The sequence below is a fragment of the Longimicrobium sp. genome (assembly GCF_036280135.1).
Lineage (GTDB): Bacteria > Gemmatimonadota > Gemmatimonadetes > Longimicrobiales > Longimicrobiaceae > Longimicrobium.
Genome location: NZ_DASURI010000452.1, coordinates 1 through 8,208 on the forward strand (window position 1 = coordinate 1; position 8,208 = coordinate 8,208).

An 8,208-nucleotide genomic window follows, 5' to 3' on the forward strand; every position below is an offset into this window, starting at 1 on the left:
TTCCCTATTCCCTATTCCCTATTCCCTATTCCCTATTCCCTGTTAGTCCCCGCACTTGCCGCCGTCCAGGATGGCATAGGCGGGCAGCGTGAGGAACGCCTCGAACTCGGCGCCCAGCACCAGCTGGTCCAGCAGCTCGCACGCCTTTTCAAGGCACCGCGTGTCGTCGCCGCGCTCGGCGCGCAGGGCGGCCATCTCCTCGTCGCGAATGCGCGTGTAGTCATCGGGCGTAAAGAAGCCGTCCCCGTCGCCGTCGTTCAGGATGGGCGAGCGGTGGCGGATCCACTGCCACAGCTGGGCGCGGCTGATCTCGGCCGTGGCGGCGTCTTCCATGAGGTTGTGGATGGCCACGGCGCCGTTGCCCTTGAGCCACTGCTCGATGTACTGCAGGGCCACGTTCACGTTGAGCCGCGCGCCCTCTTCCGTGATCTGCCCGCCCACGATGCCCGTCTGCAGCAGCTCGTGCGCGGCCACCTCCACGTCCTCGCGCATCACGTCCTTCTGGTTGGGGCGGTCGCCCAGCACCCGGTCGAACTCGGCCTTGGCGACCGGGACCAGGTCCGGGTGCGCCACCCAGGTGCCGTCGAAGCCCTGCCCCGCCTCGCGCGACTTGTCCTCGCGCACCTTGGCCATGGCGCGCTCGTTGACCTCGGCGTCGCGGCGGCTGGGGATGAACGCGGCCATGCCGCCCATGGCGTGCGCGCCGCGGCGGTGGCAGGTCTTTACCAGCAGCTCGGCGTAGGCCTTCATGAACGGAACCGTCATGGTGACGCCCGCGCGGTCCGGCAGGACGAAGTCGCCGCGGTTCCGGAACTTCTTGATGACGCTGAAGATGTAGTCCCAGCGGCCGGCGTTGAGCGCGGCGGCGTGGTCGCGCAGCTCGTACAGGATCTCGTCCATCTCGAACGCGGCCAGGATGGTCTCGATGAGCACCGTGGCGCGGATGGTTCCCCGCGGAATGCCCAGGGCGTCCTGCGCGTGGTTGAAGACGTCGTTCCACAGCCGCGCCTCGCGGTGGCTCTCCATCTTGGGCAGGTAGAAGTACGGCCCGCTGCCCCGCTGGACGAGCTCCTTTGCGTTGTGAAAGAAGTACAGGCCGAAGTCGAAGAGCGAGGCGCTGATGGGCTCGCCGTCCACCAGCACGTGGCGCTCCGGCAGGTGCCATCCGCGCGGGCGGACGAGCAGCACGGCCGTCTTTTCGTTCAGCGTGTACTGCTTGGCGCCCGTGTCCAGCAAAAGGGTGCGGCGCACGGCGTCCATGAGGTTGGACTGCCCCTCCAGCACGTTCTTCCACGTGGGCGAGAGGGCGTCCTCGAAGTCGGCCATGAAGCAGCTGGCGCCCGAGTTCAGGGCGTTGATCACCATCTTGGCGTCCGTGGGCCCGGTGATCTCCACGCGCCGGTCCTGCAGGTCCGGCGGGGTGGGCGCGACCTTCCAGTCGCCGGCGCGCACGTCGGCCGTCTCGTCCAGGAACGACGGCTCGCCGTCGGCGTCCAGCCACACCTGGCGTTCGTCGCGCGCGCGCAGCAGCTCCATGCGCGTGGGGTTGAAGCGCCGGTGCAGGTCCGCCACGAAGTCCAGGGCCTCGGGCGTAAGCACCCGGGACTTGAGGCCGTTGCCCTCGCCCAGCACCTGCACACCCTGCGCGTCCGCGGTCTCCAGTAGTCCTGCCGACATGCGCACATCCCTTTGTTCAGAGGTAGGTCTAAGTCCGTCCGGGCCACAGCCGGCCGCACCGAACACCCCTGGTTCCGGGCGATTCGGCATGGTTACGATTCTGTTTAGCAACAGTGATTCCATGAGCACCGCTCAGCCACGTTCCGATGGGCACAGCGGTGCTTCTTGTGTGGTAGCGTGATGCGTTCCAACCGGCGGGGATCCCCTACCCGATCGGGTGGGCCGGCGGATGGAGCGAATCGGCAAAGCGTTGCGGGGAATGGAGATGTGGAGATCGATACGGGAAGGAGAGCTCGTGCACCCGTATGCCCCCCCCGGCCCCCTCCCCGCTCGTTCCTCGCGGAGATTGGGTGAACGGCGGTCCCTGCACGTCGGCAAGGTGTCTGCCGGTCCGCGAAGGGCCCCCTCCCCCCGGCCCCCTGCCCCCGCTTCGCGGGGGAGGGGGAGAACTGCGGCTGCCCCACCCGTTGATTTCCTGAGGGAGGCGCCGCGCAATCCGTCCCGTGCACGTACTCCGGCGCCGACCGAAGGATCTTCTCGCCCGAGCGCGGACCCAACTCCCACGCGCAGGACCCGCCCGCGATATCCGCTCGCGTCGCAACGATCCAGAGAAGGTGAGAAGATCCTTCGGGGCCGCACGCATCCAGACCCGTCAGGTGCCGCGCGGGCCCCCTCAGGAAGTCAAAGCCAGGGCGAAGGACGTGTACCCCGGCAGGCACCCCGACATGCCCACTTTCGCACTCTCGCACTTTCGCACTCTCGCACTGCCGTTCCAACGGTACGCTCCGTGCTTGAACGCGCCGCCGGCCGCCGGTGCGAAGCGCGCGCCGGGCCGCACACGTTGACGGAGACGACGACGATGGCCAAGACCGAGCGCAGCGGGCACACCACCACCGACCACGACTTCATCCGGAAGTGGGTGGAGGAGCGCGGAGGCAAGCCGGCGCGGGTCAAGCGCACGGGCAAGGGCGAAGACCCCGGCATCCTGCGCATCGACTTTCCCGGCTTCTCCGGCGAGGGCACCCTCGAGGAGATCGAGTGGGACGAGTGGTTCGAGAAGTTCGAGGAGAACGACCTCGCCTTCCTGCACCGCGACATCAAGGGCGACGACGGCGAGCTGGACCGCTTCAACAAGCTCATCAGCCGCAAGGGCACCGAAGAGGGCGACGACTGAAGCGCGGGGCGGGCACTCAGCCCGCCCCGCCCGTCGTTTCACCCGCCCACGCGATCGAAGCGCAGGGCGCGCACGCGGTCCACGCCCAGCGTGAGCGCCCGCACGCGCCCGTCCGGCCCCCGCTCAAAGCGCACCATCCACTCGTCCGGCGTGGTGAACGCGTCCGCGTAGGCGGGCGCCAGGCGCAGCACCGTGTCGGGGCGGCGGCGCAGCACCAGCCGGCCGGCCATCACCGCCACCGTGTACGCCGCCTCCGCCTCGTCGCTATAGTACTCGCCCGCGTACCCGGCCAGGGTGGCCGCGCTCGTGTCCGCCGGCGCCGCGCGGTCGTACCACGCCGTGTCGCCGTCGGCCCACAGCAGCCTCACCACGTCCGGCTGCCCGGCCACGAACTCCACCTCGCCCGCGCCGGACGCCAGGCGAAACGCGCCCTCGCGGACAGGGATCAGCCGCGTGCCGGCCCCGGTGCGCAACGTGTCATTCACCACCTCCAGGTCCAGCGTCTGGCCGATGCGCCGGTCGCGGTACGTCCCCGCGCGCCCCGCCAGCGCCGCCGTCTCCAGCGTGATGGACGGCGGGTCCTCCGGCTGGGCCGCGGGCGCGCGAAAGCGGTCGGCGAGGATGAAGACGGCCGTGCGCAGGGCCAGCTCCTCCGGTCCCGCATCCGCCGCGTTGCAAAGGAGCGCCACGGACGCCTTTGCTTCCGGAAAGCGCGCCAGGAATGCGCGGTACCCCGCCGTGGCGCCGCTGTGGCCCACCAGCCGCACGCCGTTGAAGTCCGCCGTGCTGATCCCCAGCCCGTACTCCAGCCGCCGCCCGTTGGCCAGCACGGCCCACGTCTCCAGCGTGTCCAGCCCCGCGATCGTCCCCTCGTCCAGCGCCTGGTTCCAGCGCAGCAGGTCGCCGATGGTGGTGAGCAGGCCGCCGTTGCCGTACACGTTCTCGAACGGCATCTGCAGGTGCCACGCGCCGTCGCGCCGCGCGTACGCCTCGGCCCGGCCGGGGACCACGCGCGTAAAGTCGTCGCGCCACGTGGTGTGCGTCATCCCCAGCGGCGCGAACAGCTCGCGCCGCGTGAACTCGGCCAGGCTCACGCCGCTCACCCGCTCCACGATGATGGCGAGCAGGTTGTAGCCCGTGTTGCTGTACCCGTACTCCGTCCCCGTCGCGAAGTTGAGCGACCGCTGGCGGCGGATGACGTCCAGCGCGTGCGCGTGCGTGTGGATGCGCGTGCCGCGGGGCCAGCCGGCCAGCTCCACCACGCTGCCCCAGTCGCGCAGCCCGCTGGTGTGGGTGAGCAGGTGGCGCAGGGTGATGGGCGTGCCGTAGTCCGGCAGCTCAGGGACGTAGCGCCGCGCGTCGTCGTCCAGAGACAGCTTTCCCTGCCGCGCCAGCAGTACGACGGCGGCCGCCGTGAACTGCTTGCTCACGGAGCCGGCCTCGAACACGGTTTCCATCGTGTTGGGGATGCCGTGCTCCAGGTTGGCCATGCCGTACGCCCGCGCCAGCACCGTGCGCCCGTCTTGGGACAGGGCCACGGCGCACCCCGGCGTGGTGGTGGAATCGAACTCCGCGAAGAGGGAGTCCGCCCTGGCGGCCAGGCTGGTCTGCGCGGCGGCCGGCGCGGCGAGCAGCGCCAGCGGGACGAGGAGGACGCGTGAGAATCGCATGATGACGGGCGGGAACGTGTGGCGAAGGGTGCGCGCGAATCATAGGATTCCGCCCGCCATCCGCCAACCTTTCACCGGATCCGCATCCATGGACGCACTGCAGACCGGCCGGATCACCTTCATCCGCTCCCCCCGCGCGGACGACGCGGCGGAGTGGATCGAGCTCGTCCGCGCCAGCCGCCGCTTTCACGCCCCGTGGATCTCGGCCGCGTCCACGCCCGAGGCGTTCGAGGCGTTTCTGCGCCGCAACGAGGCCGCGGAATTCGAGGCGTTCGTCATCTGTCGCCGCCACGACGGCGCCATCGTGGGCTCCACGAACCTGAGCCAGATCTTCATGGGCCCGTTCCGCAGCGCGTACATGGGGTACTGGGCGGGCGCGCCGTACGCCGGGCAGGGATACATGACGGAGGGCGTGGGCCTGGTGCTCACGCACGCCTTTCGGGCAATGGGCCTGCACCGGGTAGAGGCCAACCTGCAGCCGGAGAACGCCGCGTCGCGCGCGCTGGTGCAGCGGCTGGGGTTCACGCAGGAGGGCTACTCGCCGCGCTACCTCAAGATCGCCGGCCGCTGGCGCGACCACGAGCGCTGGGCCATCCTCAGCGAGAACTGGCGCCCCTCCCGCGCCCGCCGCGCCAGCGCGAAGTAGCGTCGGCGGAGGATGAACGAAACGCGGGCTCCGCCACCTCGGCGGAGCCCGCGTCTTCGTTCGTCCGGTGGACGGATGACGATCAGCCGCGCTGGCCGGAGACCGCGGCCCAGGCCCGCTCCGCCTGCAGCAGGTGGCGGTGCTGGTGGTTGGGCAGGATGGTGAACGCGGCGTACATCGTGTACTTGATGCGCGCGTTGAACGGCGACGCGAGCCGCACCCGGTCGATGGGCAGGCCGTCCGCCGCGCGGACGAGCGCCACCTGCTCGTCCTGCAGCCGGTCGAACTCGGCGACGAGCTCCGCCATCGGCGCCGTCGCCGTGGGGACGAACGCCGCCGCCGTCTTCACCTTTCCGCCCTTGCCCGGCGCCACCATGCGTGTGAGCAGCCACCCCATGAACCCGTGCTTGAAGCGCGTGGGCGCCCCGCCGCCGATGCCCCGCGCCTGCCGCAGCCCGTCCTGGAGCTGCGGGACGTATGCGAGCGAGGTGAGGTTCAGGTGCGCCACGCACTCCGCCGGCGACCAGTTCTCCGGCGACGGGCGCTGCGCCCAGCCGTCCGCCGGTACGGTGGCCGCCAGCCGGTGCAGGCGCTCGCGCGCGGCGTCGAACTGCTCGATGGCGGCCTGTAGCTGGGGATGCATTCTCGTGTTCGGCTGGCAGAGGGGCGATGTGAGCACTGCTGATCCGGGCAGTCAGCCGCGCTTCACGCGAGGGCGCACATCGGTGGGACGGTGCGGGCGCGGCGAACGGTTGGAAAGCCAACTGCCGTCACCGCCAGTGACGCGGGTCGCGACTGGAGTGTACGCAATTGGTGACCACGACCTTCGTCTTCCGAATGCTGTAGAGGAGCGAGTACGGAAAGCCCGGAACAACGGCGCGCCGGAGATCAGCCCTGACGATCGGGTACAGGTTCGGATTCTCCCCGATCCGCTGCAGGCTGCGTCCCACCTCATGGAGAAAGGAGGTCGCTGCCTGCTCATTCTTCTTGTGATACCAGTCCGCCGCCCGATCAATCGCCCGTCTCGCTCTCGCTCGCAGGACGATTTCGTAGCTCATCCGTACTTCTTCATCAGCTCGGCACGCACCGTCTCCCACGGAATCGACGAACTGGGATCCGCGTCATGCGCCTCGAGCTCGCGGAGCGACTCCTCGATGACCTCGTCGGAGATGGGCCACACATCAGGGCCCGCCTCGCGTTCGATGCTGACCATGAGAGCCTCGACGATCTCGATCCGCTTTCTCAGCGGAAGGGCACAGAGGCTTTCGATCGACGCGTCCATTGCCACACCAGTCGTCATGCGTGTCCTCCCGGCCGCTGCACGGCCATTCACCGTTGATGGTAACACCCGCGCCGCGAACCTCCAACCCGGTCGGTGGAGCAAGCGCACAACCCACGATAAACGCTTCCCTCCGAAACTCAAAACCGCGACCCGCCACCGCGTGAACGAGTTTTCCGACACGCAGAGGCAGCATCTATCTGATTGCAATGCTCACACTTGCACGTCCGTCGCCGAATCGGCGAAAATCCGCAGCGCGCAAACCATGTCGCACGGTGGCGGCTTCGTCCGGCTGAGCGCTCCGACGGGGACTGCGACGACTCGGCCGAAGACCATCCACGCAAAAGAACGAGGGCTCCCGCTGGTCGGCGGGAGCCCTCGAACTCGATCGAATCCACCTTTGCGCTACTGCAGCCCGGAGGGCAGGCGCGGAGACGAGAGCAGCTCGGAGAAAACCTCCCAGCGGCGCTCGGGATGGTCCGCCGTGCCGCCGCGCATCTCCACGAAGCGGCGCACCATGTCGCGGCCCAGGTTGTAGTTGATCACGTAGCTGCGGTACTGGTCGATGAAGCCCATCCGCTGGCCCGCGCGCTCCGGCGGCGTCAGGGCGAACTCCTGCAGCCACGCCATCCCCTGCTCCCGCGTGATCTCGCCGTCCAGGTATCGGCGCGCCACCTCGTTGTCCGAGTAGCCCAGCCGGCCGATCAGGTCGCGCACCTCGGCGTACTGCGCCGCCTTCGACGGGTCCAGCCCCGCGAGGGGAAAGAGCACGTCGCGCTCGAACGCCAGCCGCTCCGCGCCCGGGAACGCCACCTCGATGCCGAAGTTGGCGCTGCCCTCCGCGATCAGCGACTGCGGGCTGAAGAGCGGATACACGGAGAACTCCGGCCAGTTGCGCTCGCGCACCAGGTGCTGCTCCAGCAGCGCGTTGTACACGTGGTGCCCGGGGTAGCCCTCGTGCGCGGCCAGGTCCAGCGCCCGGTCGATGAAGATGGGAAAGTCCGTGTTCACCTGGATCAGGCTGCGCGCGTTGCCCTGGTACCAGTTGTACCCGCTCCACGACTTGCCCGTGACGTACTCGATGGTGAAGCTCTCGTTCTCCGGCAGGCGCACGTGCCGCAGCGTGCGACGGCGTGCCTCGGCCACGGCCGTGCGAAAGACGGTGTCCAGCCGCTCGCGGGGGATCACGAACTGGTCGCGGTAGCGCTGCACGCGCTGGGGCAGCGGATCGGTGCCGGGAAGCAGCTCGTCCAGGCGCGCGAGCACCTGGCGAAACTCCTGCTCCGGCACGCGCGGCACCTCTGCGTCGTACAGGGCGCGCGCCTCGTCCTGGAACGAGAGCCGCTCGCCGCCCAGCATGGCGGTCCGTGCCCGCAGCGACTCCAGCTGGCGCGTGAGGTAGCGGTGACGCAGGGCCAGCATCTCGTCCCCGCCGCGGGGCGCCAGGACGGGGAGCACGCGCAGCAGCGAGTCCGCCTCGGACTGGATGGCCGCCAGGGGCCGCTTGGCCGCCGCCTCTTCCTCCCGCCACGCCGGCGGGCCGTAGTAGGCGTCCACGTAGTCCGGGTCGTGCTGCCCCAGGGCCAGCACCAGGCGCGTGTACCGCTCGGCGACGCCCGCAAGCGGGTCTCCGCCGGCCGCGGCGGGCGACGGCGTCCCGGCGGGCGCGCACGCGGCGGCCAGCGCCAGGCCGAGAATGACGATGCGTTTCATCCAACCCTCTTGAATGCGTGGCGCCGGGCCCCTCGCCCGGCGCGTCGAA

The 8,208-nt window shown here is 69.7% G+C and carries 8 protein-coding genes; 2 read left to right on the forward strand and 6 right to left on the reverse strand.

The features are described from left to right. Positions 1–42: 42 nt before the first annotated feature. Positions 43–1,677, reverse strand: a complete 1,635-nt coding sequence (gene aceB / locus VFZ20_RS14630; RefSeq protein ID WP_329684642.1) for a malate synthase A — start codon at positions 1,675–1,677, stop codon at positions 43–45. A gap of 859 nt (positions 1,678–2,536) precedes the next feature. On the opposite strand from aceB, the gene VFZ20_RS14635 reads away from it, so the two are divergent. Further along, positions 2,537–2,851 (forward strand): hypothetical protein, encoded by a 315-nt coding sequence (locus VFZ20_RS14635; RefSeq protein ID WP_329684643.1) that lies wholly within the window; start codon positions 2,537–2,539, stop codon positions 2,849–2,851. Between the two features lie 38 nt (positions 2,852–2,889). Here the strand turns inward: VFZ20_RS14635 and VFZ20_RS14640 are convergent, their stop codons facing one another. After that, on the reverse strand, positions 2,890–4,521 hold the full coding sequence (locus VFZ20_RS14640; protein WP_329684644.1) for a serine hydrolase domain-containing protein: 1,632 nt from the start codon (positions 4,519–4,521) through the stop codon (positions 2,890–2,892). 88 nt (positions 4,522–4,609) lie between these two features. Here VFZ20_RS14640 and VFZ20_RS14645 point away from each other — a divergent pair, with 88 nt between their 5' ends. Next, positions 4,610–5,167 (forward strand): GNAT family protein, encoded by a 558-nt coding sequence (locus tag VFZ20_RS14645; RefSeq protein ID WP_329684645.1) that lies wholly within the window; start codon positions 4,610–4,612, stop codon positions 5,165–5,167. Between the two features lie 82 nt (positions 5,168–5,249). On the opposite strand, the gene VFZ20_RS14650 is transcribed toward VFZ20_RS14645, so the two are convergent. The 4 genes from VFZ20_RS14650 to VFZ20_RS14665 form a co-directional block, all read right to left on the reverse strand. Continuing rightward, entirely contained in the window at positions 5,250–5,810 is a 561-nt protein-coding gene (locus VFZ20_RS14650; RefSeq protein WP_329684646.1) for a DinB family protein, read from the reverse strand. Between the two features lie 127 nt (positions 5,811–5,937). Continuing rightward, entirely contained in the window at positions 5,938–6,225 is a 288-nt protein-coding gene (locus tag VFZ20_RS14655) for a type II toxin-antitoxin system RelE/ParE family toxin (RefSeq protein WP_329684647.1), read from the reverse strand. Beyond that, a complete protein-coding gene (locus VFZ20_RS14660) occupies positions 6,222–6,467 on the reverse strand; it encodes an addiction module protein (protein ID WP_329684648.1) in 246 nt (81 codons plus the stop codon). Before VFZ20_RS14660 ends, VFZ20_RS14655 begins: the two co-directional genes overlap by 4 nt. A 384-nt stretch (positions 6,468–6,851) precedes the next feature. Next, positions 6,852–8,159 (reverse strand): hypothetical protein, encoded by a 1,308-nt coding sequence (locus tag VFZ20_RS14665; protein ID WP_329684649.1) that lies wholly within the window; start codon positions 8,157–8,159, stop codon positions 6,852–6,854. Positions 8,160–8,208: the final 49 nt, after the last annotated feature.